Origin of the sequence: Serratia marcescens (assembly GCF_001902635.1) — a bacterium.
GTDB lineage: Bacteria > Pseudomonadota > Gammaproteobacteria > Enterobacterales > Enterobacteriaceae > Serratia > Serratia marcescens_F.
On the sequence record NZ_MJAO01000008.1, the window covers coordinates 70,583 to 96,698 of the forward strand.

Genomic DNA, 26,116 nt, shown 5'->3' on the forward strand with positions numbered 1-26,116 from the left:
TTACCGCAGTATGAAGGCGGTGAACAGCACATCGCTGACCACCTGCTTCGGTTGTCCCTTAACCAGCGGCGGGCTGAGCACGTCCTTAATCTGCGCCACCAACTGTTGCTTCCCTTGTTCATTGGCCAGCTGACCCGCTTCCTGACGGGAAAGCAGCATCAGCAGACGGCTGCGTACCTCCGGCAGAAAATCGTTCAGCTGACGGCGGGTACTTTCGTCCGGCAGACGCAGCGTGAGGCCGACGTACAGCACGCGATCCGGGTTGTTGTCCGGCGTCACCAGGTTGACGGTAAAGGTGTCGAGCGGCATGAACACCGGTGCGGCCGGCGGTTGCGCCTTGGCGGCGGCCGGTTCGGCGCCGTTTTTATGCTGTTGCAGCAGCCACCAGCTGTAGCCCGCGGCGCCACAGGCGACGACGCTGATCAACACCAGCAGGATGACCAGAAGGGGGCGTTTCGGTGCTGCCGGAAGGGTGTTCTGAGACATAGCCAAATCTAATTCCTGTTGTTCCACCCGCCGCTTGCGAGGCGGCGAGCATGGCGCGCGGCGAAGCCGCACGCATGACATGTAAAGGTATTATCGCGTCTATTGCGGCACGCAATAGCCTGAATAAACGCGATAATGCGTGCCAGCTTGGGCGTTTGCAGCGGCTCAGGCGAAAATATCGACGCCGTTGACTGCGCTTGCCATGCGCTGCAGCGCCACAGGCGCGCTGACGCTGTCGGCAGGTGCGTTGTCGCCGCCGTGATGTTCCGCATAGCTGGAACGGCCCTGGCCGTTAGAGGCCTGTTGTTGCGCCTGTTGCCACTGCGGAGTGGACTCGCCGCCCACACTGCTCTGCCCCAGGTTGATGCCGCTCTCCGCCAGCGCGTGGCGCAGCTGCGGCATCGCCGCTTCCACCGCCGCGCGCACCTGGCCGTGCGCGGAAGCGATGTGCAGCTGCGCCTGCTGATCGTCCAGTTTCAGGGTGATCTGCAAGGCGCCCAGCTCCTGCGGGTGCAGGCGCAACTCGGCGCTTTGCTGGCCGTTGCGGTGGAACATCAGCACTTGTTGGTTCAACGCCTGCTGCCATTCCGGGCTGCCCAGCTGCGCGTTTAACTGCGGCGCAGGCGGCGCGGTCACCAGCGCGCTGGCGGGGGCGGCGCTCTGCGTCGGGCTGGCGGCGGCCAGTCCGACGGCATGGTTGAACGTCGGCTGCTGCACTTCGCTCGCCGGCAGCGGCTGTGCTGTGGCGGTGCGTTCGCCAGCGGTCGGCTGCGGGAGCGTCGCTGTGGCATTGTCGCCGTCGGCGGGTGCCGGTGTTTTAGCGCTTGCTACCGTCGGGGAGGGGGACGCCGACGGGCGCGCGGCGGTGTTATCGCCGGCCGCCGCGATGTTCAGCGGGCCGTTGCCGGGTTGCAGCGCTGCCGCATCGTCGGCGGTTGCCGCCAGCGGCGGCTGTTGGCCCTCAACCGGCTGCACCTGAGCGACGATCGCCGCCGGCAGCATGGCGTACAGCGCCTGCAGCGTTGCGGCATCCAGCTCTTTGGCGGCGGCGAGCGGCGGTTGCGCCGGTTTGTCCCCGGCGGTGGGCGTATCGCCCTCAAGCGGGTGTTCATCGGCCGGCGCCGTTTGGCTCAGCAGCAGGCCGCCGCGTTCGCCGAAGGTGGCCAACAGTTGATTGAGTTGGTTGCGGCTCAGGGCTGGAGCGCCCTCATCGTCCGCGCTCAGCATGGCCGGCGGCTGTTTGCCATCGGCGGCGGGTGCGAAACGCGCGCCGAGCAGTTGAGCGAAAGCGGACGACAGCTGGCTTTCATCCAGCGCCGTCGACAGTTCGGTCAAACCACCGGCGTCGCCAGGCAGGGGCAGCCCCGGCAGGGCGTTCAGATTCATGGGTTGATATTCCTTTGTGCACTGCGTTGAGCGAACTCATCCATCAGTTTTTGGTCCCGTTTGTTCTCCTGCAATTGCTCCGCGTTCAGCGCGCGGGTATGCAGGGTCTCGAAAGCGTTCAGCCGCTGTTGTTTGTCTTGCCATTGCTTCACCGCATGATCCACTTTCTGCCCCCACTGCAGCAGCTGTTGGCGGTGCTGGTCGATGGCCTGCTCCAATGTGCCGATAAACTGCTGGTAGTTTTGCCAGCGTGAACTGTCCATGCCGTCGCAGAGCGTGTGATTCAGCTTCTGGCGATACTCGTCCTGGTAGTTGAGCAACATTGAAAGCTGTTGCTCTGCCGCCTGCTGGGCCTGTCGCACCTGGCCCAGCTGTTGTGCGGCCTGTTCCACCGCATCCTGCGCCAGATCGCGCAGGGTAATCAGGGGGGACTGTGATTTCATCGCTCTCAGCCTCTGGTGACGTTAAACAATCAACTGCTGCAGCTGTTGGCAGGCTTCATCGTAGCCGCTGCGTTCAAAGATACCCTGCTGCAGGTAAGCTTCCATTTGCGGATACAGCGTCATTGCCTTGTCCAGCAGCGGGTCGCTGCCTGCCGCATAGGCGCCGACGCTGATCAGATCGCGGTTGCGCTGATAGCTGGCCAGCATCTGTTTGAAGGTGCGCACCCGGCGATAATGTTCTTCGTCGATCAGTGACGTCATGGCGCGGCTGATCGAGGCCTCGATATCGATTGCCGGGTAGTGGCCGGCCTCCGCCAGGCGTCGGGACAGCACCACGTGGCCGTCGAGAATGGCGCGCGCAGAATCGGCGATCGGGTCTTGCTGATCGTCCCCTTCGGTCAACACGGTATAGAAGGCGGTGATGGAACCGCCGCCGCTGATGCCGTTGCCTGCGCGTTCCACCAGCGCGGGCAGCTTGGCGAAGACCGAAGGCGGATAACCTTTGGTAGCCGGCGGTTCGCCGATGGCCAGCGCGATCTCACGCTGCGCCATGGCGTAGCGGGTGAGGGAGTCCATGATCAGCAACACGTGCTGCCCGCGGTCGCGGAAATCTTCGGCGATGCGGGTGGCGTAGGCTGCACCCTGCATACGCAGCAGCGGCGACACGTCCGCCGGCGCGGCGATCACCACCGAACGTGCCCGGCCTTCGGCGCCGAGAATATTTTCGATGAAGTCTTTGACCTCGCGGCCACGCTCGCCGATCAGACCGACGACGATCACATCCGCCTGGGTATAGCGTGCCATCATGCCGAGCAGGACGCTTTTGCCGACGCCGGAACCGGCGAACAGGCCCATGCGTTGGCCACGGCCGACGGTCAGCAGGCCGTTGATGGTGCGCACACCGACGTCCAGCACCTGTTCAATCGGCGTGCGCTGCAAAGGGTTGAATGGCGCGGTGATCAGCGGCGCGCGGTAGCCGGTTTCCGGCGAAGGCAGGCCGTCGAGCGGTTTGGCGCTGCCGTCCAGCACGCGCCCCAGCAGCGCCGGGCCGAGCGGCAGCTGTTTACCGGCGCTTTGGCCTTCCGGCGTGGTGCGGGCATACACCCGCGCGCCCGGCACGATGCCTTCCACTTCTTCCAGCGGCATCAGAAACAGCCGCTGGCCGTTGAAGCCGACCACTTCGCTTTCCACTTCCTGCACCTCACCGGCGTCGTGCCGTTCGATCAGGCAGGTGGCACCGAGCGGCAGCTGCAGGCCGGTGGCCTCCAGCACCAGCCCGGTGGCGCGGGTCAGGCGACCGTAGCGGCGCACCGACGGCGCGCGGGCGATGCGCTTTTCCAGCGTATCCAGAGAACTCAGCCAGCGGCCGAGACGCGCGGTCATCAGACTTCTCCCGGTGCCGCCAGGCGGCACAGTTCATGCCAGCGCGTCGCCAGACTGGCGTCGAGATCGCCTTCTTCGGCACTGACCTTGCAGCCGCCCGGATGCAGTTCGCCGTCCGCCAACAGGCGCCAACCGTGCAGGCTGAGGGTGACCCCCAGCTGCTGCTCGACGCGCGGGTAGTCGTCCGGGTGTACCCGCAGCTGCGGCTTGCCGTTGAACATCGGTTCCTGCTGGATCAGCTGTTGGATCTGCGCGAGCAGGGCAGTGCCGTCGCACACCGGCGGCTGGCCCAACACCTGTTTGGCTGCGGTCAGCGCCAGCTGCATCAGCCGGGAAGCGATCACGCTGTCGAGTGCGTCCAGCGTGTGCTGGAACTCGGCCACCAGCTGTTGCCAATGTGCGGTCAGCGGTTGCTGTTGCTGTTGCGCTTCCAGCAGCCCCTGCTGACGGCCTTCCTCCAGACCGGACTGAAAACCGGCCTCATAACCTTTTTGCTGGCCGTCGGCATACCCCAACTGCTGGCCCTGTTGCTCCGCCTGCAGCCGCAGCGTTGCCAGCTGCTGCTGCAATTCGGCCTGCGCGTCCGGCGACGGATCGTCGAACTCGAGATCCGGCAGCGGCGGCAGTTCGAGCACCGGTTTCTGTTCGCCCAAATCGTTGAGCGACCAAGGCTGCCAGGGCAGGGTGTTAATGCGATCAGACATAGGTGTCCTCGCCGCCGCCGATGATCATTTCGCCGGTTTCCGCCAGGCGTCTTACCACCAGCAGAATGGCTTTCTGCTCGTTTTCCACCTGCGACATACGCACCGGCCCACGGTTGGCCAGGTCGTCGCGCAGGATGTCGGCGGCGCGTTGCGACATGTTCTTGAGGAACTTCTCGCGCAGCGGCTGTTCGGCGCCTTTCAACGCGATCAGCAGCGACTCGCCTTCCACTTCCTGCAGCAGGCGTTGGATACTGCGATCGTCGACCTCCACCAGGTTTTCGAACAGGAACATCTCGTCGATGATCTTCTGCGCCAGCTCGCCGTCGTATTCGCGCATGGCGTCGATGACCGCTTCTTCCTGCTGGGTTTTCATCAGGTTGATGATCTCGGCAGCGGTGCGCACCCCGCCCATTTTGCTGCGCTTGAGGTTCTGGCCGTCGAGCAGGTTGTTCAGCACTTCGGTCAGTTCCGCCAGCGCCGCCGGCTGTACACCACCGAAGGTGGCGATACGCAGCATCACGTCGTTGCGCAGGCGTTCGTCGAACAGGGCCAGGATATCCGCTGCCTGGCCGCGCTTGAGGTGCACCAAAATGGTGGCGATGATCTGCGGGTGTTCGTCGCGGATCAGATCGGCGGCGCTCTGCGGTTCCATAAAGTTGAGCGTTTCCATGCCGGTGGTGGTCTCGCGCGATTCGAGAATGTCTTCCAGCAGGCTGGCGGCGCGCTCTTCACCCAGCGCCTTGACCAGCACCGAACGCAGATAATCGCTGGCGTTGACGCTCAGCGCCGCGTATTGCTCGGCGTCGTCTTCAAACTCGGTCAGTATGTCGCCGAGCTGTTTGTGCGAAACCTGGCTCATGCCGGCCATGGTGCCGCTCAGCAGCTGTACTTCGCGCGAGGAGAGGTGTTTGAACACCTCCGCCGCGCGATCTTCACCCAGCGTCATCAGCAGGATGGCGCTTTTGTCGGTTCCGGTCAGGCTCATATCTCGTTACTCATCCATTGGCGGATTACCAGAGCGACCACGCGCGGGTCTTTGTCAGCCAGATCGCGGATCCGCTGGCTCTGGACTTCTGCACTGACGCGCTGCTGCGATTTACGGCGCTGCGCCAGCTCCTCGTTACTCGGTTTGCTGTTGTCGACCGCTTTGGCAGCAGGGGCGTTGGCGGCGGCGATGGCGGCCTGTTGCGCTGCCTGGCGCTGTTGCAGCTGCGGCCGCACCAGTTTGCGCCACAGCAGCCAGGCAACCAGCAGCACCAGCAGATAGCGGCCCGCGTCGATCAGGCGATCGATAAACGACTGGCTTTGCCAGAACGGCAGTTCGCCACCGGTCACCTGACTGTCGGTAAACGGCGTGTTGACCACGTTCAGGGTATCGCCACGGCTGCTGGAGTAGCCCATCGCTTCACGTACCAGTGCTTCGATCTGCGCCAGCTGCTCTTTGCTCATCGGCTGCGGCTTGCCGTCTTTGTCCACGCCGAGGTAGTTGACGACCACGGCGACCGACAGGCGCTGCACGGTCCCGGCTTTCTGCTGGGTATGACGAATGGTGCGGTCGAGCTCGTAGTTGGTGGTCGCGTCGCGACGGGTGTTCTGCGGTACGCCGCTGGCCGCCGCGCTGCGGGTGGTTGCGGTGTTTTGCGCAGTCGCGTTGGCATTGGCATTGCTGCCTGCCGCCGCGGCCGGCTTGGCGGTTTCAATCGGCGCCGTGGCCGGAGCGCTCGGCTGATTGGACAGCGCGCCCGGCACGCCGCCGACCTGCTGTCCGCCGATCTGCTCGCTCAGGCTGGTTTGCTGGGAACGGATGGCGGCCTTGTCCGGCTGTTGGTTCGGCTGATATTGCTCGTCAGTCTGTTCGCGGGTTGCGAAGTCGATCTGCGCCGTCACCTGCGCGCGCACGTTGGCGCTGCCGACCACCGGGGCGAGGATCGCCTCGATGCGGCGCTGGAAACCGTTCTCCACTTCATTGGCGTATTTCAACTGTGAGGCGTTGAGATCGCGACCGGTGCCGTCGGATTGGGTCAGCAGGCGGCCGGCCTGATCGACTACGGTCACGTTGCCCGGCGGCAGGCCGGCGACGCTGCTCGACACCATATAGACAATGGCGTTGATCTGACCGTCGTCCAGCGCGCGGCCGGGTTGCAGGGTCAGCGTCACCGAGGCGGAAGGGGATTTCTGTTCGCGCACGAACAGCGAAGGCTTAGGCAGTGCCAGGTGAACGCGGGCGTTTTGCACCGGCCCCAGCGACTCGATAGTACGCGACAGCTCGCCTTCGAGGGCGCGCTGATAGTTGATTTGCTCGCTGAACTGACTGATGCCGAATTTTTCCTGATCCAGCAGTTCGAAGCCGACGGCGCCGCCTTTTGGCAACCCTTGCTGTGCCAGGCGCAGGCGCGTTTCATGCACCTTTTCCGCCGGGATCAGCAGCGCTGCGCCGTTCTCGGCAAAGCGATAAGGGATATTCATCTGCGTCAGCTGGGTGACGATGGCGCCACCGTCGCGGTCGTTCAGATTGCTGTACAGCACGCGGTAGTCGGGACTTTTCACCCATAACAGCAGCGCGACGACGATAGCGATCGCGGCGGAAGCGGCGACCAGCAACGGAATTTTCGGGTTGGCGCGCAGACGGTTCCAGACGGCCTGCAGGCCGTTGTCGCGGCTTTCGCCGGCGGTTATCGAAGCACTCATTTTAGGTCGCGTCCTTCAATGGCGCTCACGATCCCGTATGGGCCGCTGAGCAGCTCCCTGCCAGGCTGATGAACGGTATGGTTAGCGTTGTGTGACAAAACAGACTCCCTGATACACATATCTTCTAAATAGCGGCGCTCCCATTTCTGGGCAGGCCATTATTCGCCTTATCAGACGATTCTGATTGCCCGATAAGCCGGGTTTTTTGCAGTTAATTAACCGCTTTAGGTCTGAAAACGCTGTGCTAGGGTGTGCATCATTGGAGAAGTGCAGGGTGAGTCTTCACCCGGCGAGACGAGATGATTGAGGATCAGATGGCGATTCAGGGCATTGAAGGGGTACTGCAGCAGATGCAGACCATGGCGGTTCAGGCCGGGGCGATGGGGCAAAACGCGGCACCGCAGGGCGCCAGCTTCGCCAGCGAACTGAGTGCGGCGCTCGGCAAGATCAGCGATACCCAGCAGGCGGCGCGCAAACAGGCGCAGGATTTCGAGTTGGGTGCGCTGGGCATCAGCCTGAACGATGTGATGGTCGATCTGCAGAAATCGTCGGTGTCGTTGCAACTGGGCGTACAGGTGCGCAACAAGCTGGTGGCGGCATACCAGGACATCATGAATATGCCGGTGTAATGTTCAGCCTGCGCCTCCGCTCAGAGACGGGTCCGTCGCCAAAAGCGACGGATTTCGACGGCTAACAGGAGGGCGCAAGGGCTGATGGCAAGCAGTAACAGCAGCAACGGCGCGGGCCTCAGCTCGCCAGTTCAGCGATCCGCTCATGGGCGTTCGCCAATCCCCGGTCGCGGCCGTGCGGTTTCATATCCAGCCCTTCAGCATAGATAAATTGCACGTCGTTGATCCCCATCAGCCCCAGCACCGAGCGCAGGTAGGGCGTTACCGCATCGGTCGGATGACCGGCATGCACGCCGCCGCGTGAACTGAACACCACCGCGTTGACACCCTCCACCAGACCGACCGGATAGGTGGCGGTATAGTTGAACGTCATTCGGGCGCGGGCCACCAGATCGAACCAGTTTTTCAGCTGGGTCGGCACGTTGAGGTTGTACATCGGCGCGCCAATCAACAGCAGATCGCTCCCTTTGAGCTCGGCAATCAGTCGATCGGAGAGCGCTACCGTCGCTTTGCCGCGTTGGCTGGTGTTTTCCGCGCCGCGCAGCGCGCTGAACAACTCGCCGTCCAGAACCGGCAGATCCAACGCCGTCAGATCGTGTTCGACGATCCGGTCTTCCTCCCCTTTGGCCCGACGCGCCGCCAGAAAGCGATCGATCAGGTTATTGGTCTGCGAGTCATTTCCCATAATGCTCGATTTGAGCACCAATATGTTTTTCATGATGTTTTCCTCTGATGCAAGCTGTGGTTTTCGCCGGGACTCCGGGATGACTGCAGGTTATCATTGCCTGATATTCATCAGTGGTGATAGGTTTTCACTTTATTGATTCCAAAATGGAACCGTTACGATGAAAAGCGATCTCAGCGCGCTGCCGGCCTTCGTCGCCGTGGCGGAAGGGGGCAGCTTCGCCGCCGCCGCAGAAAAGTTGCATCTGACGCGCTCAGCGATCAGCAAAATCGTGTCGCGCCTGGAGGAACGGCTGGGCGTGATGCTGTTTATGCGCACCACGCGCAGCCTTAGCCTGACGGATGAAGGGGCGCTGTACTATGAACATTGCCGGCAGGCGCTGGCGAGCATTCAGGCGGCGGAAAACCAGTTGGACAGCGGCAAAATGCGGGTCAGCGGGCGGCTCAGGGTCTCTGTACCGGTGTTGTTCGGCCATCTGTGCATTGCGCCCTTGCTGACGGCGCTGGCGAATGAACATCCTTTACTGACGCTGGAAATGTCGTTCAGCGACCGCATGACCGACCTGATCGATGAGGGATTCGATCTGGCGGTGCGTATCGGCGAACTGGCGGACAGCAGCAGTCTGGTTGCCCGGCGTTTGGGCGAGCATGGCATGATCCTGTGCGCCTCGCCTGACTATGTGCAGCGCTGCGGCGAACCGAAAACGCCGGAAGCGTTGCGCCGACATCAGGCGGTGGGGTATCTGCGCGCCGGCGTCGTGCTGCCCTGGCAGATTCGTGATGCCGGCGGTGAGCTACAGCCGTTCAGGCCGCCGGCCAAAATGATGATGGATGACATGCAGGGGATCGTCGACGCCGTGTCTGGCGGCGCCGGCATCGCCTGGCTGCCGGAATGGCTGGTGCGCGAACGACTGGCGGCGGGGACGTTGGTGGAGGTCATGCAAGGTTACTCCAGCCTCCGCTTCCCGGTGAACGCCGTTTGGCCTTATATGCCGTACCAGCCGCTGAAGGTGAGGTTGGCGGTGGATAAACTGGTGGCGGAGCTGCCGGGAAAGCTGGCGCTCGTTACGCCGGTGATGCCATAGGAGCAAGGCCGGTACTTGGTGATTAGTAGGAAATCATCGCGCAATTTGCCGAATAAGGGGAGAAAAACTGTGCTGTCAGACATATTGACCCACCGGGCGACCGTTTATTATGGCCTTATTAGTAAGGTTATTATTAGAGGTAGGTCAATGAGCAGCAAAAGTGAATCCCGATGGCGTCTGATCAGTATTTTAATGGTGGCGGTGTTAGCCGCATTAATTAGCGTTCTGGTAAGACTGGATTGAGATCGGACCAGGCACCAAAAAGCCTGGCCGTTTTTATTGCGCGGTAAGTAAGCGCATCATGTCTTCTTCATACACCAATGCCAACAGCCACAGGCCCAACAACATTATTGCCAGAGAAAATAATCGCTTTTCATTACGCATCGTTTAATTCGAACTTTGGTGGACGAATGTTGCGTAGCGTATCGCAGACTTGTTACAACCGTTAGTGACTTGTGCTAAATAAAGCCATTTTGTTGCGCGTCTATTTATGTCTCTCCGGCGGCCATCGCATCGACCCCTTGGGGATGTGCTCCGCCAGGTTCCATGATCCTCTGGTGACCGCGAATGGCGGTAGGGGCAAAACCGAAGCGCTTGCGAAAACGCTCGGCGAAACGCGATGCGCTTTCATAGCCGACATGCTGCGCGATAACGGAGATCGGCCAGTCGGTCGACTGCAGCAGGGCCAGCGCGCTGCTCATGCGCACGTCGATCATCAGGTTGCGCAACGCGGTATTCTCCATCGACAGTTTACGGCGCAACATCACTTCGCTCATCGACAGGCTTTCCGCCACCTTGGCTGCCGTCCAGATGCTGTGCGGATCGGTCGCCAGACAGCGGCGCACGCGCTGCGTCAGATCTTTCGCTTCATTGTGAATGAAGCGAATGCCGAATTGCGCCAGCCACAGCAGAATTTCCAGCATCTTGTGCCGCACGATGATGGTGGGAAAACGCTGCCGGAGCGCCAGCGCCAGGCTGGTGGTCTCAAAACTGTGTTTCAGGGCGCAGGGAGGATTGCGCAGTGCCAGTACGGCGTCGAACGGCATCGGCGCCGGCGATGCTTCCGCCGGGGGCTGGATAGTGAGCAACAGCGGATCGCAAGTCAGCAACTGGCAGCTGAAAACACCTTCTGCGGATGGGCCGTTAATAATATCCACCGTTTGACCGCCGTCGATAATCAACAGCTCGCCGGGATGAGCCACCACTTCGCGTTGTTGCCAGCGCACGCGCTTATGGCCTTGTTGTACCAGATACAGATGTGGTTGCTCAAAATAGACTGAAGGGAATAATAATTCAGTATGCTGAATGATGTGCGCTGAGGCGCCAATTCCAGGACAGAGATTAATTGTACGTTCCATCGATATTCATTTCGCAGCCATTATCTGAGAATATCTTTACGCTTTGATGGGCGTCGGAGCAACATTTTTCCATGAGCCGTGAAACACAGCTGCGTGTTTTATCTATCAAAAATCAATTTCCTGCTGAACAGAAAACGTCCGTGTCGGGATGATGTTTATCCATTAAAGTGAGAGCGAGGCTCGAAACGCGCATTTTACCAATTACCCATAAGCTGAATAATTCAAATGGCATAGATTAATATCCTAACGTAACCCGGGGGTAATAGCGCATAGTGCTATTTAATCCATTTTTGCCGTTATTGTCGAACTTATCGGACCTGTGGTTCCCCCAACAGCAGCGCGCGATCGTGAAACTGGCCGTAGGTCGTGTTGACGACGTTTTGGCGCGTTGACTGTTCGATCAGTTCTCTCAGCTCATCCATGCGCTGTTGCAGCAGGCGCTTGAGTTCGGTTTCGTTGTCGAGGATCTGCTGTAGCTTATTGCGCAACATTTCCTGTAGCGCCATCGACGGGCCGGCCTGGCCGGTAAAAGCGGCGGTTTTTTCCACCGCCGTTACGTAGGCGAATTCGAGCTCGACCAGCTCTTCCCAGCGCCCGGTCTGCGCCAGCGCGATCATCTGGCTGCTCAGGGCGTAAATTTTTTGATAGGCGGCTAATAGCTGCTGTTGACGTTCCATTACACGGCGTCCTGCGAAGGTTGGTAGTTGGGGCCGATCTGGCGCCAGGCGTCGGCGATGTTTTCCAGCAGTTTGACCACTTCGGCGATGGCCGCTTCGTCGTTGTGCAGGTTGGCCTGCATCAACCGACGCTTCATATAGTCGTACAACGCCGCCAGGTTTTCGGCGATCTCGCCGCCCTGCTGAGGATCGAGACCGCCTTTCAGGCCGTTATCGATGATGTTGATGGCTTTGGACAGCGCCAGGCCTTTGCCGGCGATATCGCCCTGGTTCATCAGGATGCGTGCGCGAAGCAGGGCGCTGAGCGCCCCGTCGAACAACATCACGATTAACTGGTGCGGGCTGGCGCTCATGGCGCCGCTTTCCAGACTGACCTGTGCATAGGCCTGAGTGCCGCTTCTGTTATACATGTTGTTTCTTTACCTGGTTAAGGGGTTATTTGAACTGTTGGGTCAAATAGTTACTGGTGCCGTTCATTTTCGACATCATGGTGTCCAGTTGAACGAACTGCTGCTTGTAGCGATCGATGGTGCTCTGAATGCTGGCCGTGACCGTGGTGATCTGGCTGTTCAGGCGATCGAGGTTGGTGTTGATGCTCTTGGTCGAGTTCTCGATGATGCCGCCGGATTTGATGTAGCTCTGGATCTCGTTGTGGATCTCGGTGGCCATGCCGGTATCTTTGCCGTTGCCGACGAAGAAGTTGCTGACCTGATCCGGTTTCTCATCCATCGCTTTTTTCAACTTGGCGCTGTCGATTTCCAGTTTGCCGGTTTTGGTGTTGGTGGAGATGCCCAGGTTGCCCAGGCCTTTCAACTCTGGGTTGTCCTGTACGGCGCTCAGGGCGCTTTTGATCGAGGACTGGATGCCGCGCAGGGTATTGTCGCCCAGCAGCGGGCCGTTGCTGGCGTTTGGTTTTTCGCCGCTCTTGACCGGGGTGTACTTGGTCAGCGAATTGAAGGTGTCCAGCAGCGAGTTATAGCTGTCGACCCACTCTTTGATCTTGTCGGTGGTGCCGGCGGTGTTGGTGCTGATTACCAGGTTTTGCTTTTCATCAGGTTTGGTTTTGGTTTTCAGATCGATGGTGACGCCCTGCAAGGCATCGCTGATCGAGTTGGTGCTGCGTTTAATGTCCGTGCCGTTCACCACCAGTTCCGCATCTTTCGGCTCTACCGTTTGTTTCATGGCGGTAGTGGTGCCGCGTGTGGCGCTGTAGTTCAGGATATCGCCCAGTTTGTCGTCATTGTCGACCTGGAGGGTAATCTTGTTGTTCTCGCCGGTGGAAGAGGAGCTGATCGCCAGCTGATAATCGTTGTCGCCGACGCGCATGATGCTGGCGTTCACGCCGGCCTTGGCGCCGTTGATGGCGTCGCGCAGTTCCACCAATGAGGTTTGATCGTCGCTGAGCGGGATCTTGGTCTCTTTCGGCGGATTGCCGGCGGTGATGGTCAGGGTACGGTCGGTGGCGCCGTCGGTGCCTAATTTAGCGGTCTGCTCGCTGATGGGCGCCTGGGTGGTCAGGGTTTGCGCCTGCGCCAGCTCCTTCACTTCTACCACGTAGTTGCCCGGCACCGCCTTGGCGTTGGTGGTGATCTTGAAGGCGTTGTGTTCGGTGGCGATGGTGGCCTTGAAGACGTCCTCTTTCGCCATCTCTTTACTGATATTGTCGAATTTTTCCAGTGCGCCTTTCAGCGTGCCGTAACCGGTCAACTGGGCGTTATAGCTGGATTGCTTGGTGGTGTAAGGGGTCAGGCGCTGTTGTTCCGCTTTAGTCAGCTTGTCCAGCAAGCCGTTGAGGTCGAGTCCTGAGCCGAGACCTAATGAACTGATCGTTGCCATTGGTAATTCTCCTTGATAATGACTTTATTCGCTTTACGCGTTATCGGCTCAGTGAAGAAAAAGTTTACCGAAAAAAACAAAAAACCGATGGCGCAATAGAAGAGGGAAAAAACGCGTTATTTCCGCCATTGCCGCAGACGCAAAAAAATTAAAAAATTTCTAAAGGTTGTTAGGGGAGGGCCGATACCTGAGGGGACGGTGGTTGACGCCGTGGGCAAACAAGCCCGAACCTTTTAACTGTGTTGCGAAGAACGCAACTGACTCGTAAGGAAAGCAAACAATGGCACAAGTAATCAACACTAACAGCCTGTCTCTGATGGCGCAGAACAACCTGAACAAATCTCAGTCTTCTTTGGGCACTGCGATTGAGCGTCTGTCTTCCGGTCTGCGTATCAACAGCGCTAAAGACGACGCTGCGGGTCAGGCGATCTCCAACCGTTTCACCGCTAACATCAAAGGTCTGACTCAGGCTTCTCGCAACGCCAACGACGGTATCTCTCTGGCGCAGACCACTGAAGGCGCACTGAACGAAGTTAACGACAACCTGCAGAACATCCGTCGTCTGACCGCACAGGCTCTGAACGGCTCCAACTCTACCAGCGACCTGAAATCCATCCAGGACGAAGTTACTCAGCGTCTGGCTGAAATCAACCGCATCTCCGAGCAGACTGACTTCAACGGCGTGAAAGTGCTGAGCAGCGATCAGAAACTGACCATCCAGGTTGGCGCTAACGACGGTGAAACCATCGATATCGATCTGAAAAAAATCGACGCTAAGCAACTGGGTCTGGATACCTTCGACGTTACAACTAAATCTGCAAAAGCTGGCGCTGAAATTACTGCTGGCACCAAGATTAACGTTGATAGCGATCCGACTAAACAGGCAGACGCTGATGTAACTGGTCTGGCTGCAGGCAAAACTTTGGTTTCCGGTACTGATGCAAACGGCAAAGCTGCTTACTTCATCGCGACTAAAGATGCAGCGACTGGTGCAACTTCTTACACCAAAGCAGCTGTTGCAGATGACGGTAAAGTGACTGACTCCGGTACAGACGCTGGCGTTAAGAGCCCACTGGATACCCTGGACAAAGCGCTGGCACAGGTTGACGGCCTGCGTTCTTCCCTGGGTGCGGTACAGAACCGTTTCGATTCTGTTATCAACAACCTGAACAGCACCGTTAACAACCTGGCTGCTTCTCAGTCTCGTATCCAGGATGCTGACTACGCGACCGAAGTGTCCAACATGAGCCGTGCCAACATCCTGCAACAGGCTGGCACCTCTGTTCTGGCACAGGCTAACCAGTCTACTCAGAACGTACTGTCCCTGCTGCGTTAATCGTCTCTCCCGATTAACTGTCGCATGAAACCCCGCTTCGGCGGGGTTTTTTTATGCTCGCGCATCGCGCGGTTATTACATGGCGCAAATAAAGCCCGTTTTGTGCGACTGTTCAGCCGATTGGCATTCCGCCCCCTACGCATAATAGCGCTGACTCTCTTATCCGCAGGTTTAAGACATAGTGAGCGATCTGTATACCGCCGAAGGCGTGATGGACAAAAATTCTCTCTGGCTGCGCTACGTCCCGTTAGTGCGCCACGAGGCGTTGCGCCTGCAGGTCAGGCTGCCCGCCAGCGTGGAGCTCGACGACTTGCTGCAGGCCGGGGGAATCGGGCTATTGAACGCCGTTGAGCGTTATGACGCCTTACAGGGAACCGCCTTTACCACCTATGCGGTGCAACGCATTCGCGGCGCAATGCTCGACGAGCTGCGCAGCCGTGACTGGGTGCCGCGCAGCGTGCGGCGCCATGCGCGCGAGGTCGCGCAGGTAATGCGGCAACTGGAACAGCGTTATGGCCGTCCGGCGAGCGAGACGGAAGTGGCGCAGACGCTGAATATCTCTCTGGATGAGTACCGTCAAATTCTGTTGGACACCAATAACAGCCAGCTTTTCTCCTACGACGAATGGCGCGAGGAGCATGGCGAGAACGCGGAACCGATGCTGGAAGGGCATGAAGAGGCCAATCCGCTGCATCACCTGTTGGAAGGCAGCCTGCGCCAGCGAGTGATCGACGCCATCGAGGCGTTGCCGGAGCGCGAGAAAATGGTGCTGACGTTGTATTACCAGGAAGAGTTGAATCTGAAGGAGATCGGCGCCGTGCTGGACGTTGGGGAATCCCGCGTCAGCCAGCTGCACAGTCAGGCGATCAAACGGCTGCGTGCGCGGCTGGCGAACGACACCTGACGGCGGCCCGCCGCCTCTCAACTCGATGACTCATGCGACAATCGGACTGCCCTTTATGCCAGGATTACTGTTGAAAAAACGGCCGCTTAGCCGTTACCTGAAAGACTACAAGCACAGCCAGACCCATTGCTCCCAGTGCGGCAAACTGTTGGACCGCATGGCGCTGGTGTTTCGCGGCAAGATCATCAATAAAGAAGCCATCGCGCGGATGGATCAGCCGATCGACGACGCGGTCTGGCAAAACGTGCAGCACGAGCTGACCGCGCTGTGCCGTTTTTGCAGCGAAATCTCCTGCAACAGCCACCCGAGCTATTTCGACATTATGGCGTTCAAACAGTACCTGTTCGAACAGACCGAGATGAGCCACAGCACCATCCGCGAGTACGTGGTGCGGCTGCGCCGGTTGGACGAAATGCTGGTGGCGCGCAACTACCCGGCGGACAAGTTCGCCAACAGCGCCAGCCATCAGCGCATCATCGACGATCTGCCTACCGCGGGGCACAACAACTATCGCATTGCGCTGCGTAAATACGACCAATACCTCGCCTGGCAACGCAGCTACTGAGGTCTTCCCCGGCCAGCCGGTCGGGGTCTGTGATTCCCCCGCGATAAAGGATGATTATTCGGTTCACATCTGATAAATCTATCGCTTATCAGACGTTGATACTCGATTCCCTGGGGGAAGTAGTGAACCTGCAACAGCAACTGGCGCAATTCCCGCGCCTGGATTTGGTTGGCTCTGCCACACCGCTCGAAAAACTGTCCCGTCTTTCCGATTACCTCGGCCGCGAAATTTACCTTAAACGTGACGATGTCACACCTGTCGCGATGGGCGGCAACAAACTGAGAAAGCTGGAGTTTCTGGCCGCAGATGCGCTGCGGCAGGGCGCAGATACGCTGGTGACCGCCGGCGCCATTCAATCCAACCACGTGCGCCAGACGGCGGCGGTGGCGGCGAAATTGGGCCTGCACTGCGTCGCGCTGTTGGAAAACCCGATCGACACCCGCGCAGAAAACTACCTGACCAACGGCAATCGCCTGCTGCTCGGCCTGTTCAACGCCGAAGTGGTGATGTGCGAAGCGCTGCACGATCCGCAGCAGCAGCTGGCGGAACTGGCGACGCGCCTTGAGGCGCAGGGCTTTCGGCCTTACGTGGTGCCGGTAGGCGGCTCCAATGCGCTGGGCGCGCTGGGGTATGTGCAGTGCGCATTGGAAATCGCCGAGCAGAGCCAACGCAGCAACGTGGCATTCAGCTCCGTGGTGGTGGCTTCCGGCAGCGCCGGTACCCACGCCGGGCTGGCGGTGGGCCTGCAACAGCTGTTGCCGGAAAGCGAACTGATCGGCGTGACGGTCTCGCGCACCGTGATCGATCAGCTGCCGAAGGTGGAGCAGATCCAGAAAGCATTGGCTTGTTCGCTGAATATCGATGAGCTGGCGCCGATCGCGTTGTGGGACGATTACTTCGCGCCGCAGTACGGCATGCCGAACGAAGAAGGCATGGCGGCGGTGCAGCTGCTGGCGCAGCAAGAGGGCGTGTTGCTGGATCCGGTGTACACCGGCAAGGCGATGGCCGGTTTGATCGACGGCATCGCCCAGCGGCGTTTCCGCGATGATGGCCCCATTCTGTTCGTTCACACCGGCGGCGCGCCGGCGCTGTTCGCCTACCATCCGCAGGTGTAAACACCGCTTGTTATTCCATTTTGAACTATATTTATAAAGTTATATTCCTTTATGCGGGCGGTCGCACTGTTAAAGTGCTGATATCAAAAAAGATAAACAACACACAGGGGTGTTTATGATATTTGCAAAAGTTCGTCGTCAATGGCTGTTGGGCGTGGTGGGTGTCGCGTTGGCCGCCGGTTTGACGACCCAAACCTATGCCGCCGACAATCTGCTGCAGCAGGTGAAACAGCGTGGCACGCTGATCGTCGGTCTGGAAGGCACTTATCCGCCGTTCAGCTTCCAGGGTGAAGACGGCAAGCTGACCGGTTTCGAAGTGGATTTCGCCAACGCGTTGGCGGAACATCTGGGCGTGAAAGCCAAGCTGAACCCGACCAAGTGGGACGGTATGTTGGCCTCGCTGGAGTCGAAACGCATCGACGTGGTGATCAACCAGGTGACCATCTCTCCCGAGCGTCAGAAGAAATATGACTTCTCCACCCCTTACACCGTTTCCGGCATTCAGGCGCTGGTGAAGAAGGGGAACGAAGGCACCATCACCAAGCCGGACGATCTGAAGGGCAAGAAGGTCGGCGTTGGCCTCGGTACCAACTATGAGCAATGGCTGCGTGCGAACGTGCAGGGCGTAGATGTGCGCACTTACGACGACGATCCGACCAAGTATCAGGATCTGCGCGTCGGTCGCATCAACGCCATTCTGGTGGATCGCCTGGCGGCGCTGGATCTGGTGAAGAAAACCGGCGATACGCTGGCGGTGGCCGGCCCGGCGTTCTCTCGCCAGGAGTCCGGCGTGGCGCTGCGCAAGAGCAACCCGGAGCTGCTGGCCGCAATTGACCAGGCGATCGCCGACATGCAAAAAGACGGCACGATGGCGAAGATCTCCGAGAAATGGTTTGGCGCGGACGTAACTAAATAATGCACGAAAGTATTCAACTGGCGCTGGATTCAGCGCCATTTTTATTGAAGGGCGCGATACTGACGCTCCAGCTCAGTCTGGGCGGCATGGCGTTCGGCCTGCTGCTCGGTTTTCTGCTGGCGCTGATGCGCCTTTCGCCGCTTTGGCCACTGTCGTGGCTGTCGCGCATCTATGTGTCGCTGTTCCGCGGCACGCCGTTGATCGCCCAGTTGTTTATGATCTATTACGGCCTGCCGCAGTTCGGCGTCGAGTTCGATCCCTTTCCGGCGGCGCTGATCGGCCTGTCGCTCAATACCGCCGCCTATACCTCGGAAACGCTGCGCGCGGCGATTTCGTCGATCGACAAAGGGCAGTGGGAGGCCGCCGCCAGCATCGGCATGACCCGTTGGCAAACCCTGCGCCGGGTGATCCTGCCGCAGGCGGCGCGCACTGCCTTGCCGCCGCTGGGCAACAGCTTTATCGGCCTGGTGAAAGACACCTCGCTGGCAGCCACCATTCAGGTGCCGGAACTGTTCCGTCAGGCGCAGCTGATCACCTCGCGCACGCTGGAAGTGTTCACCATGTACTTGGCGGCATCGCTGATTTATTGGGTGATGGCGACTCTGCTTTCCGCGCTGCAAAACCGTCTGGAAGCCCACGTTAATCGCCAGGATCAGGAGTAGCGCATGAGTGCCATCGAAGTTAAACAATTGACCAAGCAGTTCAAGGGTCAGACGGTGCTGCATGGGATCGATCTGGCGGTGGACGCCGGCGAAGTGGTGGCGATCATCGGGCCGAGCGGTTCGGGGAAAACCACCTTGTTGCGCTGCATCAACCTGCTGGAGGAGCCGGATTCCGGCACCATTCGCGTCGGCGATATCCTGATCGACGGCGGCAAACCGCTGAGCAAACAAAAAAATCAGGTGCGGGCGCTGCGTCAGCAGGTCGGTTTCGTGTTCCAGAACTTCAACCTGTTCCCGCACCGTTCGGTGTTGGAAAACATCATCGAAGGGCCGGTGATCGTCAAGGGCGAGGCGAAAGCCAGCGCCGAGCAGCGCGCTCGCGCGTTGCTGGCGAAAGTGGGGCTGAGCGGCAAAGAGCAGGCTTATCCGCGGCGGCTGTCCGGCGGGCAACAGCAGCGGGTGGCGATCGCACGCGCGCTGGCGATGCAGCCGGAGGTGATCTTGTTCGATGAGCCGACGTCGGCGCTCGATCCCGAGCTGGTGGGGGAAGTGCTCAATACCATGCGCTCACTGGCGGAAGAGAAACGCACCATGGTGATTGTCACCCATGAGATGAGCTTCGCCCGCGACGTGGCCGACCGCGTTATCTTTATGGACCACGGTCGTATCGTCGAACAGGGCCCGGCCAAAGCGCTGTTCGCCAATCCGCAGCACCAGCGCACCCAGCAATTCCTCGACAAGTTCCTGAATCAATAAGGCGGCGGGGGGCATTTCCCCCGACCGCGTTCGACCATTCATTTCGCGCAGCGGCGGCGAGAAACTCGCTGCGGCTGCCGTATCCCGGATGTTGCCGAACCCGAGAGTCAATGCGACTCGTAGCGTTCTGCCGCGGCTTGCAAGCAGACTCATCCGTTCTGAGCTCACCCTGTTGTTATCGCCCATGAGGCACCACATCCTCATGCAAGGATAACAAGACGCTAACGGTTGACCGGGCTGCGGGCAATAAAAAACCCTGCACAAGTGCAGGGTTTGCGTAGCGGTATGCAAATCAGGCGGCAACGGAGTGCCGCCTTGATGATGCGTTAACCGATGGTCATCAGGCTGGCATTACCGCCGGCGGCGGCGGTGTTGACGCTCAGCGAACGTTCGATCAGCAGGCGTTCCAACAGGATGTTGGTTTCACCGTGAGCGAAGCCCTGCACCGAGACGATGGCGCCGCCGCGCTGGGCGATCTGTTCGCACAGGGTGCGCAGCTGATCGGCATCGCCGTGGTAGATGGCGGCGTCGAACTCGACCTTGTCCTGCTGCCAGTCTTTGCTGAAGGCGATGCGCGCCTGCACATCGTTCGGCAAGCGGCGGAACAGATTGCGCTGCAGTTCCGCTTCCGGCCACAGCGCGCAGCTGCCAACCGCCAGCACGGCGGCCAGTTGGATCAGCGCGTCGGCTTCGTTGTCCGCCAGGCACAGCACGCGTTCACGCGGCAGCAGGGCATAGGTATTGCGTTCGCCGGTCGGGCCCGGCAGCGGGCGTACGGTACCGCCCTGACCCAGTTCCGCATAGCGCTGCGCCAACGTCGCCAGCTCGCCGTGTTGGCTGGTAGCCGCCCATTTCTCCAGCGATTGCAGCGCGCCCAGCAGCTGCGGCCGCGCGGTGGCTTCCATCGGGCGCTCGTCGTCCTGACGGTGCAGCGTGCGTTGCAGCGCGTCGTCCGGGCGGTTGGCCAGCAGGCGGTACAGGTACAGCGGGCCGCCGGCTTTCGGGCCGGTGCCCGACAGGCCTTCGCCGCCGAACGGCTGCACGCCGACCACCGCGCCGACCATGTTGCGGTTGACGTACAGGTTGCCGACTTTGGCGCGTTCGGTCACTCGAGCGATGGTTTCATCGATACGGGTGTGAATGCCCAGCGTCAGGCCATAACCGGCGGCGTTGATCTGATCGACCAGCGCGTCCAGATTGTTGCGCTGGAAGCGCACTACGTGCAGCACCGGGCCGAAGATTTCTTTCTGCAGCTCGTCGAAGCTGTCGAGTTCGATCAGCGTCGGCTTGATGAAGGTGCCGCGCGCCCACTCTTTCTCATCCTGCGTGCTGCCTTTGGCGGCCTGGTACACCTTGCGGCCTTTGGCGCGCATCGCCTGGATGTGGCGTTCGATGCCGGTTTTGGCTTCGGCGTCGATCACCGGGCCCACGTCGGTGGACAGGCGCTCCGGGTTGCCCATGCGGCACTCGGCCATCGCGCCGCGCAGCATTTGCAGCGTGTGCTCGGCCACGTCTTCCTGAATGCACAGGATGCGCAGCGCAGAGCAGCGCTGGCCGGCGCTGTCGAAGGCGGAGGCCACCACGTCGGTCACCACTTGTTCGGTCAATGCGGAGGAGTCGACGATCATGGCGTTCAGGCCACCGGTTTCGGCGATCAGCGGCGTTGGGCGGCCTTGCGGATCCAGTCGGCCGGCGATGCTGCGCTGCAGAATGCCGGCGACGTCGGTGGAGCCGGTGAACATCACGCCGCGGACGCGGGCGTCATTGACCAGCGTCGAGCCGACGGTTTCACCCTGGCCCGGCAGCAGCTGCAGCACGCCTTGCGGAATGCCGGCTTCCAGCAGGATGCGCACTGCCTGCGCGGCCACCAGCGGCGTTTGCTCGGCCGGTTTGGCCAGCACGCTGTTGCCCGCAGCCAGCGCGGCGGCGATTTGGCCGGTGAAGATCGCCAGCGGGAAGTTCCACGGGCTGATGCAGACGACCGGGCCCAGCGGACGGTGGCTGTCATTGGCGAAATCGTCGCGCACCTGGCCGGCGTAGTAGTGCAGGAAATCGACCGCTTCACGCACTTCGGCGATGGCGTTGTTGAAGGTTTTACCCGCTTCGCGCACCAGAATACCCAGCAGGTTTTGCAGCTGGCTTTCCATCAGCTCGGCGGCGCGTTCGAGGATCGCGGCGCGCTCGGTCGGCGGCGTGGCGAACCAGATTGGGCCGGCGGCCGCGGCGGCGTCGAGCGCGCGGCTGACTTCGCCTTCGGTGGCTTCACGCACGTAGCCGACCACGTCGCCCGGCTCGGCCGGGTTGATCACCGGTTGTTCCACGCCCTGATCCAACTCGGCGTCGATGATCGGTTCCGCACGCCACGGATGGTTGGCGCTGGTGAGCAGGGCGCTGGACAGCGAGGCCAGTCGCTGTTCGTTGGACAGATCCAGGCCGCTGGAGTTAATGCGTTTCTCGCCATACAGCTCGCGCGGCAGCGGAATGCGCGGATGCGGCAGGCCGATCTGCCCTTCGCTGGCCGCCAGCGCTTCCACGGCGCTGACCGGATCGGCCACCAGCTCGTCGAGCGGCAGGGTGGCGTCGGCGATGCGGTTGACGAACGAGGTGTTGGCGCCGTTTTCCAGCAGGCGACGTACCAGGTAGGCCAGCAGCGTTTCATGAGTGCCGACCGGCGCGTAGATGCGGCAAGGGCGGTTCAGCTTGCCGTCGGCCACTTTACCCACCACCTGTTCGTACAGCGGCTCACCCATGCCGTGCAGGCACTGGAACTCATACTGGCCAGGATAGTAGTTGTTGCCGGCCAGGTGATAGATGGCGCTCAGGGTGTGGGCGTTGTGGGTGGCGAACTGCGGATAGATCAGGTTCGGCACCGACAGCAGCTTGCGCGCGCAGGCCAGGTAGGAGACGTCGGTATACACCTTGCGGGTGTAAACCGGATAGCCTTCCAGGCCGTCCATTTGGGCGCGTTTGATTTCGCTGTCCCAGTAGGCGCCTTTCACCAGACGGATCATCAAACGACGGCGGCTGCGTTGCGCCATGTCGATCACCGCGTCGATGGCGAACGGGCAACGTTTTTGGTAGGCCTGAATGACGAAGCCGATGCCGTTCCAGCCGGCCAACTGTGGTTCGAAGCACAGCTTCTCCAGCAGATCGAGCGAGATCTCCAGACGATCGGCCTCTTCGGCGTCGATGTTGATGCCGATATCGTACTGGCGGGCTTGCAGGGTCAGCGACAGCAAACGCGGGTAGAGTTCTTCCATGACGCGTTCGTACTGCGCGCGGCTGTAGCGCGGGTGCAGGGCGGACAGCTTGATGGAGATGCCGGGACCTTCATAGATGCCGCGGCCGTTGGACGCTTTGCCGATGGCGTGGATCGCCTGCTGGTAAGAAACCAGGTAGGCCTGGGCGTCGGCTTCGGTCAGGGCGGCTTCGCCCAGCATGTCGTAGGAGTAACGGAAGCCTTTCTCTTCCAGCTTGCGCGCGTTGGCCAGTGCTTCGGCGATGGTTTCGCCGGTCACGAACTGTTCGCCCATCAGGCGCATTGCCATGTCCACGCCTTTGCGGATCAGCGGTTCGCCGCTTTTGCTGATGATGCGGTTCAGCGAGCGGGACAGATTGGCTTCGTTATGGGTCGACACCAGTTTGCCGGTGAACAGCAGGCCCCAGGTGGCGGCGTTGACGAACAGCGACGGGCTGCGCCCCAGGTGCGAGTGCCAGTTGCCGTTGCTGATCTTGTCGCGGATCAGGGCATCGCGGGTCGGCTTGTCCGGAATGCGCAGCAGCGCTTCCGCCAGGCACATCAGCGCCACGCCTTCCTGTGAGGAGAGGGAGAACTCTTGCAGCAGGCCTTGCACCATGCCGGCGCGGCCGTTTGCACTTTTTTGGTTACGCAACTTCTCGGCGATGCCGTAGGCCATTTTGTGAGTAGCCTGTGCAAGATCGGCAGGTAATCGCGCCTGTTCGAGCAACATCGGTACCGCTTCGGTCTCCGGGCGGCGATAGGCGGCAGTGATGGCGGCGCGGGTGACCGACTGCGGCAGAATTTGTTCGGCGAAATCGAGGAATGGCTGGTGTGACTCTTCCTGCGCTTGCGGCATAATGTCGTCCGCTTCAGGCTGGGCCGCAGCGGCCAGCGCTGGAATTTCAGGAATATCGGTACCGCTCTCGAGACGCTCGAGGTAATTAAAGATGGCCTGCTTGATGAGCCAGTGCGGCGTGCGATCGATGCGTTGCGCCGCGCTCTTGATCCGGTCGCGTGTTGCCTCGTCGAGTTTCACGCCCATTGTGGTAGTGCCCATGCCAATCCAACTCCTGTGTTTAGAACCTATCCCATCAGGCTAGACAGACAGCAGGCCGGAAAGCCTGTTGGGATAGGTTCGTGAGATGTGTGGTGTTAAGAATGCAGACAATATCCTGCATGTTGCAACTTTGTGCAACCTTGTTAAATCAGGCTGATGAGCGAAGTGTGAGTTTCATCGATTTTTTAACATGAGCAATTGGCATGAATGTTGCGTTATTGAGCAACGGCGGCGGCGTTTATCAGGCCGTATGCGCTTTACCTTGCGTTATATAAGGGTAATAACCAGGTGCAACTCATTTTGTTTGTCGTGAGTGCAACCATTGAGCCCGGTAAATGTGACGCAGGGTAAACTTTGTGTAACTTTGTTGTTAAATGTCTTGTTGGTTGATGAAAGCCTCATCTAGGATAACCGACGGTCAACAATTACGGGCAGAAACTATTTTACCTGCACTCGCTCGAGGGATGCGCCACGTTCCGGCGCAGCGGCCAGTGCAATGCATTGCGCGTCAGTTTCCGGCCGTCTTTGCGGCAGAAACGGAACGCGAATAATAATGAAAGTGGAGAATTAAATGACAATGAGCACACCTATGCTGGTGACCTTCCTGGTGTACATTTTCGGGATGGTGCTGATCGGCCTGCTTGCCTACCGGGCAACCAACAACTTTGATGACTATATTCTCGGTGGCCGCAGTTTGGGCAGCGTGGTGACCGCGCTGTCCGCCGGCGCTTCCGACATGAGCGGTTGGCTGTTGATGGGCCTGCCGGGCGCCATTTTCCTCTCCGGCATCTCCGAAAGCTGGATCGCCATCGGTCTGACCGTTGGCGCCTATCTGAACTGGAAGCTGGTGGCAGGAAGGCTGCGCGTGCATACCGAAGCCAACAACAACGCCCTGACGCTGCCGGACTATTTCACCAGCCGTTTTGAAGACAACAGCAAGCTGCTGCGGGTGATCTCGGCCATCGTCATTCTGGTGTTCTTCACCATTTACTGCGCCTCCGGCATCGTGGCCGGCGCGCGCCTGTTCGAAAGCACCTTTGGCATGAGCTACGAAACCGCCCTGTGGGCCGGTGCCGCGGCGACCATCCTGTACACCTTTATCGGCGGTTTCCTGGCGGTGAGCTGGACTGACACCGTGCAGGCCAGCCTGATGATCTTCGCGCTGATCCTGACGCCGGTGATCGTGATCTTCGCCGTCGGCGGTATCGATACCTCGATGCTGGTGATCCAGGCGCAGAACCCGGCCAACCTCGACATGCTGAAGGGCCTGAACTTCGTCGCCATTCTGTCGCTGTTGGGTTGGGGCCTGGGTTACTTCGGCCAGCCGCATATCCTGGCGCGTTTCATGGCGGCGGATTCTCACCGCACCATCCGCAGCGCGCGCCGCATCAGCATGACCTGGATGATCCTGTGCCTGGCCGGCACTATCGCCGTCGGTTTCTTCGGTATCGCTTACTTTGCCAACAACCCGGATCAAGCCGGCAACGTGTCGCAGAACGGCGAACGCGTGTTCATCGAACTGGCGATGTTGCTGTTCAACCCATGGGTGGCGGGCGTGCTGCTGTCGGCGATTTTGGCGGCGGTCATGAGCACCCTGAGCTGCCAGCTGCTGGTGTGCTCCAGTGCGATCACCGAAGATCTGTACAAGGCATTCCTGCGCAAAGGTGCCAGCCAGCGTGAGCTGGTGTGGGTCGGCCGCGTGATGGTGCTGGTGGTGGCGCTGGTGGCCATCGCGCTGGCGGCCAACCCGGAGAACCGCGTGCTGGGTCTGGTAAGCTACGCCTGGGCCGGTTTCGGCGCCGCCTTCGGCCCGGTCGTGCTGATCTCGGTGATGTGGTCGCGCATGACCCGCAACGGCGCTTTGGCCGGCATGTTGGTCGGCGCGGTGACGGTGATCGTCTGGAAACAGTACGCGTGGCTGGGCCTGTACGAAATCATTCCGGGCTTCATCCTGGGCTGCCTCGCCATCGTGGTAGTGAGCCTGATGGGGCGCCAGCCGTCTTCCTCCATGACCGAACGTTTCGATCAGGCGGAAGCCGAGTACAAAACGGTGTAACGCCGTTCGATGTCAGTCAGCAAGGGGCGCACAGAGCGCCCCTTCTTTTTGCCTTCCCGTCGCCGTTGCCGGCTGTAACACCTGGCGACATTTGATTAGAAAAAATCACTGTTGCGCCTCTTGTATTTCTTTTTGGCAGAATGATAATC

Annotated in this window: 23 protein-coding genes and 1 pseudogene; 10 read left to right on the forward strand and 14 right to left on the reverse strand. The window is 60.1% G+C overall.

The features are described 5' to 3' along the window. From fliL to fliF, 7 genes are all read right to left on the reverse strand, one after another. Window positions 1–486, reverse strand: coding sequence for a flagellar basal body-associated protein FliL (gene fliL, locus BHU62_RS09830; protein ID WP_073531841.1), 486 nt, complete (start codon window positions 484–486; stop codon window positions 1–3). A gap of 165 nt (window positions 487–651) precedes the next feature. Continuing rightward, on the reverse strand, window positions 652–1,872 hold the full coding sequence (locus BHU62_RS09835) for a flagellar hook-length control protein FliK (RefSeq protein ID WP_073531842.1): 1,221 nt from the start codon (window positions 1,870–1,872) through the stop codon (window positions 652–654). Then, the gene (gene fliJ, locus BHU62_RS09840) at window positions 1,869–2,315 is read right to left on the reverse strand and encodes a flagellar export protein FliJ (protein WP_073531843.1); all 447 of its coding nucleotides are present in this window, start codon (window positions 2,313–2,315) and stop codon (window positions 1,869–1,871) included. Before fliJ ends, BHU62_RS09835 begins: the two co-directional genes overlap by 4 nt. 21 nt (window positions 2,316–2,336) lie before the next feature. Further along, on the reverse strand, window positions 2,337–3,698 hold the full coding sequence (gene fliI / locus BHU62_RS09845) for a flagellar protein export ATPase FliI (RefSeq protein ID WP_073531844.1): 1,362 nt from the start codon (window positions 3,696–3,698) through the stop codon (window positions 2,337–2,339). After that, window positions 3,698–4,402: a flagellar assembly protein FliH gene (gene fliH / locus BHU62_RS09850; protein ID WP_073531845.1), complete on the reverse strand. Its 705-nt coding sequence runs from the start codon at window positions 4,400–4,402 to the stop codon at window positions 3,698–3,700. Before fliH ends, fliI begins: the two co-directional genes overlap by 1 nt. Next, window positions 4,395–5,387: a flagellar motor switch protein FliG gene (gene fliG / locus BHU62_RS09855; protein WP_073531846.1), complete on the reverse strand. Its 993-nt coding sequence runs from the start codon at window positions 5,385–5,387 to the stop codon at window positions 4,395–4,397. Before fliG ends, fliH begins: the two co-directional genes overlap by 8 nt. Further along, a complete protein-coding gene (gene fliF, locus BHU62_RS09860) occupies window positions 5,384–7,090 on the reverse strand; it encodes a flagellar basal-body MS-ring/collar protein FliF (RefSeq protein WP_073531847.1) in 1,707 nt (568 codons plus the stop codon). The genes fliG and fliF overlap by 4 nt, the downstream gene beginning before the upstream one ends. 314 nt (window positions 7,091–7,404) lie before the next feature. Between fliF and fliE the strand changes: the two genes are divergently transcribed. Beyond that, window positions 7,405–7,719 carry a flagellar hook-basal body complex protein FliE gene (fliE, locus tag BHU62_RS09865; RefSeq protein WP_073531964.1) on the forward strand — a complete coding sequence of 105 codons (315 nt, stop codon included), beginning with the start codon at window positions 7,405–7,407 and terminating at the stop codon, window positions 7,717–7,719. A 118-nt stretch (window positions 7,720–7,837) separates the two neighbouring features. Here the strand turns inward: fliE and BHU62_RS09870 are convergent, their stop codons facing one another. After that, the gene (locus tag BHU62_RS09870; RefSeq protein ID WP_073531848.1) at window positions 7,838–8,437 is read right to left on the reverse strand and encodes an FMN-dependent NADH-azoreductase; all 600 of its coding nucleotides are present in this window, start codon (window positions 8,435–8,437) and stop codon (window positions 7,838–7,840) included. Between the two features lie 127 nt (window positions 8,438–8,564). Here BHU62_RS09870 and BHU62_RS09875 point away from each other — a divergent pair, with 127 nt between their 5' ends. Then, on the forward strand, window positions 8,565–9,488 hold the full coding sequence (locus BHU62_RS09875) for a LysR family transcriptional regulator (RefSeq protein WP_073531849.1): 924 nt from the start codon (window positions 8,565–8,567) through the stop codon (window positions 9,486–9,488). A 488-nt stretch (window positions 9,489–9,976) separates the two neighbouring features. On the opposite strand, the gene BHU62_RS09880 is transcribed toward BHU62_RS09875, so the two are convergent. From BHU62_RS09880 to fliD, 4 genes are all read right to left on the reverse strand, one after another. Continuing rightward, window positions 9,977–10,846 carry a helix-turn-helix transcriptional regulator gene (locus BHU62_RS09880; protein WP_073531850.1) on the reverse strand — a complete coding sequence of 290 codons (870 nt, stop codon included), beginning with the start codon at window positions 10,844–10,846 and terminating at the stop codon, window positions 9,977–9,979. A gap of 308 nt (window positions 10,847–11,154) precedes the next feature. After that, window positions 11,155–11,523: a flagella biosynthesis regulatory protein FliT gene (gene fliT / locus BHU62_RS09885; protein WP_073531851.1), complete on the reverse strand. Its 369-nt coding sequence runs from the start codon at window positions 11,521–11,523 to the stop codon at window positions 11,155–11,157. Continuing rightward, window positions 11,523–11,933, reverse strand: a complete 411-nt coding sequence (gene fliS / locus BHU62_RS09890; protein ID WP_038876901.1) for a flagellar export chaperone FliS — start codon at window positions 11,931–11,933, stop codon at window positions 11,523–11,525. The genes fliT and fliS overlap by 1 nt, the downstream gene beginning before the upstream one ends. A 25-nt stretch (window positions 11,934–11,958) precedes the next feature. After that, window positions 11,959–13,359 carry a flagellar filament capping protein FliD gene (fliD, locus tag BHU62_RS09895; RefSeq protein ID WP_073531852.1) on the reverse strand — a complete coding sequence of 467 codons (1,401 nt, stop codon included), beginning with the start codon at window positions 13,357–13,359 and terminating at the stop codon, window positions 11,959–11,961. A gap of 280 nt (window positions 13,360–13,639) precedes the next feature. On the opposite strand from fliD, the gene BHU62_RS09905 reads away from it, so the two are divergent. From BHU62_RS09905 to tcyN, 7 genes are all read left to right on the forward strand, one after another. After that, entirely contained in the window at window positions 13,640–14,695 is a 1,056-nt protein-coding gene (locus BHU62_RS09905; RefSeq protein WP_073531853.1) for a flagellin, read from the forward strand. A 181-nt stretch (window positions 14,696–14,876) separates the two neighbouring features. Continuing rightward, window positions 14,877–15,599 carry an RNA polymerase sigma factor FliA gene (locus BHU62_RS09910; RefSeq protein WP_004934752.1) on the forward strand — a complete coding sequence of 241 codons (723 nt, stop codon included), beginning with the start codon at window positions 14,877–14,879 and terminating at the stop codon, window positions 15,597–15,599. Window positions 15,600–15,654: 55 nt separating this feature from the next. Continuing rightward, window positions 15,655–16,164 (forward strand): flagella biosynthesis regulatory protein FliZ, encoded by a 510-nt coding sequence (fliZ, locus tag BHU62_RS09915; RefSeq protein WP_073531854.1) that lies wholly within the window; start codon window positions 15,655–15,657, stop codon window positions 16,162–16,164. 122 nt (window positions 16,165–16,286) lie between these two features. Then, window positions 16,287–17,279, forward strand: a complete 993-nt coding sequence (locus tag BHU62_RS09920; protein ID WP_073531855.1) for a D-cysteine desulfhydrase — start codon at window positions 16,287–16,289, stop codon at window positions 17,277–17,279. Between the two features lie 115 nt (window positions 17,280–17,394). Then, entirely contained in the window at window positions 17,395–18,195 is an 801-nt protein-coding gene (tcyJ, locus tag BHU62_RS09925; protein ID WP_073531856.1) for a cystine ABC transporter substrate-binding protein, read from the forward strand. Beyond that, window positions 18,195–18,857 (forward strand): cystine ABC transporter permease, encoded by a 663-nt coding sequence (tcyL, locus tag BHU62_RS09930; RefSeq protein WP_033643498.1) that lies wholly within the window; start codon window positions 18,195–18,197, stop codon window positions 18,855–18,857. The genes tcyJ and tcyL overlap by 1 nt, the downstream gene beginning before the upstream one ends. Window positions 18,858–18,860: 3 nt before the next feature. After that, a complete protein-coding gene (gene tcyN / locus BHU62_RS09935; RefSeq protein ID WP_073531857.1) occupies window positions 18,861–19,613 on the forward strand; it encodes an L-cystine ABC transporter ATP-binding protein TcyN in 753 nt (250 codons plus the stop codon). 37 nt (window positions 19,614–19,650) lie between these two features. Here the strand turns inward: tcyN and BHU62_RS25575 are convergent. Both BHU62_RS25575 and putA read right to left on the reverse strand, forming a co-directional pair. Beyond that, window positions 19,651–19,731 (reverse strand): annotated as a pseudogene (locus BHU62_RS25575) (type II toxin-antitoxin system HicB family antitoxin); the annotation flags it as partial. 208 nt (window positions 19,732–19,939) lie between these two features. Continuing rightward, on the reverse strand, window positions 19,940–23,911 hold the full coding sequence (putA, locus tag BHU62_RS09940; protein ID WP_073531858.1) for a trifunctional transcriptional regulator/proline dehydrogenase/L-glutamate gamma-semialdehyde dehydrogenase: 3,972 nt from the start codon (window positions 23,909–23,911) through the stop codon (window positions 19,940–19,942). Window positions 23,912–24,482: 571 nt separating this feature from the next. On the opposite strand from putA, the gene putP reads away from it, so the two are divergent. After that, complete coding sequence (gene putP / locus BHU62_RS09945) at window positions 24,483–25,967, forward strand: sodium/proline symporter PutP (RefSeq protein ID WP_073531859.1); 1,485 nt, start codon at window positions 24,483–24,485, stop codon at window positions 25,965–25,967. Window positions 25,968–26,116: the final 149 nt, after the last annotated feature.